This is a genomic window from Lutibacter sp., from assembly GCF_033723435.1.
Classification (GTDB): domain Bacteria; phylum Bacteroidota; class Bacteroidia; order Flavobacteriales; family Flavobacteriaceae; genus Lutibacter.
The window spans coordinates 1-2,291 of sequence record NZ_JAWVXC010000020.1; the positions used below are offsets into that span (position 1 = coordinate 1).

The 2,291-nt window shown below is 28.8% G+C and carries 2 protein-coding genes; both read left to right on the top strand.

The window, feature by feature from the left end:
• The first annotated feature begins 542 nt into the window (after window positions 1–542).
• On the top strand, window positions 543–992 hold the full coding sequence (locus R3342_RS13460; RefSeq protein ID WP_318940883.1) for a hypothetical protein: 450 nt from the start codon (window positions 543–545) through the stop codon (window positions 990–992).
• Window positions 993–1,027: 35 nt separating this feature from the next.
• Window positions 1,028–2,044 carry a hypothetical protein gene (locus R3342_RS13465; protein WP_318940884.1) on the top strand — a complete coding sequence of 339 codons (1,017 nt, stop codon included), beginning with the start codon at window positions 1,028–1,030 and terminating at the stop codon, window positions 2,042–2,044.
• The last annotated feature ends 247 nt before the right edge of the window (window positions 2,045–2,291 follow it).

Here is a 2,291-nt window from a genome sequence, read left to right on the forward strand (position 1 = left end):
CATACTAAATTCCTTATCTTTGTACTTAAGATTGAAAGTCAAATTGTGTGTTCACAATTCGGTCAACATAGTTTGTAAAAACACGTGAAAGCATTTAAATAAAGGAGATTTGAATGATAGTTCGAATCCTGTCGCGATCACTTAATAACCTGTTGATTTCAGCAGGTTATTTTTGTTTAAGCAGGTTTTCATTATCCCAGAGAACCTGTAAATTATTTACTTTTCGACTCTTCTTTTAGAGTAATTTAAAATTGCGAATTTAGAAAGTTCATATATTTTACTTCTTCTCTAGATATAATTAGAATATTATAATACTAGAGCTATTTTTATCTGTATAAGTCGTTCATTTATAAGTTTTATTGCACGAAATTTAAAATAGGTGATCTGTACATTTACACTCCATTCCGTTTAATTACTTTAAATTAAGTTTTAAAAGGAAGCTAAAATACTCAAATTGAGTATTGTTTTTTTTTTAGAAAAGACATTATTATTGAAATAATCTATTTAATCTTAATCAGGTCTATTAATATTAAAAGTATTCAATGAGTAAATTAATTAAAAACATTATGAAAAGATTAATTCAAGTAGCAGTCTTATTTTTATTGTGTAGCACTATTGCTCAAGCCCAAAAAAGATACAATGATTATAAGTGTATATCAGGAGATTGTTTAAATGGGTACGGTACAATAGTCGTAAAAAAATTAGGTAAATATGTAGGTTATTTTAAAAATGGAAAAGTACATGGAAAAGGAACATTCTATTTCAAAAACGGAGATAAATATGTTGGAGATTATTATGAAAATAGAAGAGAAGGTAAAGGGAAATATTATTTTGCAAATGGGTCATATTATTCAGGTGGTTGGAAAAATGACAAAAGACATGGTCAAGGATCAGATTACGATTCAAAAGGAGATATGATTCAAGGTGGTACTTATGTTAATGGATATTTAGATAAGAAAGCAGGTGTATGGTATATCAGAGATAGAATATAAAATGAATAATGTAATAGTGAATATAAAATTACAACATGAAAAAAAATATTTGGATAATGGTAATGTTGTTGGGCTCAATTTCCTTTGCTCAAGAAAAGACTAAAGTAAATATAAAATACTATCAATCAGGTAAAATAAAATCTATTATCTTATATGATAAGAATGGATTTCCAGGTGACGCAAAATATTTTTTTGAAAATGGTAATATACAGGTTGTTGGTGCTTGGGGTGAAGGAAAATACACGCTGAAAGGAGTAAATTCAGAAAAAGTTGGCAGATGGAAATACTATCATAAAAACGGCAAACTTGCATTTGAAGGACATTTTTTGTTTGATAAACGAGACGGTGAATGGAGGTCATATAATGAGGATGGGAAGTTAACAAGTGTTTTTAATTATGATACACATATAGGGAAAAATTATTCTAAAGAAGGTTATTTGATTGGTGAAGGTAAATTCATAGATGATAAATTAGATGGAGAATGGAAAAATTATTATAACAACGGTAAGCTTTCGGTCATTTTTGTGTGGAAAGAAAACAAATTATTGGAAGTCAAAGAAATATATAATATAAATGGGAAAGCCATGGATAAAGGAAGTTTAAAAAAGGGTAGTGGAACAATTAATTTTTTTGATAATAATGGTAAGCCTGTTCAATATAAAGTTAAGGATGGGAAAATAATTGAAATAGATGGAAAATTAATGAAAGAAGATGGCGCCAATAATCATGAAATTGAAGTCAAGAATAAACTTTCCAAATGTAAAATAGAGTTTAATAGATATATTGGTAAAGAGAAAAGCTTTAAAATGCAATGTGTTTCTGGGAATTGTCATGATGGATTTGGCACATACACATGGGCTAATGGTGAAATATATAGTGGTTATTGGCTTAACAATAAAAGGAATGGTGTGGGTATTAATAAGTTTGCAGATGGAAGGCGATATGATGGTGAATGGAAGGACGATTTAAAACATGGATTTGGCATTGAAGTATATATTGATGGTAAAATGAGCAAAGGTAATTGGGTGAATAATAAATTTGTTAGGGAATAATGTCCTCATTAATACAACACCATAAATTTAATCGTTTAAACGTTTTCTAGAACAATAAAAAAGCATCGTGGTTAGATAGAGTAGTCTTCTAAGCGGACAGTTACAGGTTCGAATCCTGTCGCGATCACGTTATAAAAAAGCTTTCAGGAAACTGAAAGCTTTTTTTATTTCATTTCAAACTGTAATTTTTAGTTGTATGTTAAACTATTTTATAGCTGTCTAAAGTCATCCTTATTTTATCAGCTTC

Bases quoted from the DNA above. Each gene is read 5' to 3' on its own strand.
- R3342_RS13460 (WP_318940883.1), top strand. From the start codon at position 543: ATGAGTAAATTAATTAAAAACATTATGAAAAGATTAATTCAAGTAGCA.
- R3342_RS13465 (WP_318940884.1), top strand. From the start codon at position 1,028: ATGAAAAAAAATATTTGGATAATGGTAATGTTGTTGGGCTCAATTTCC.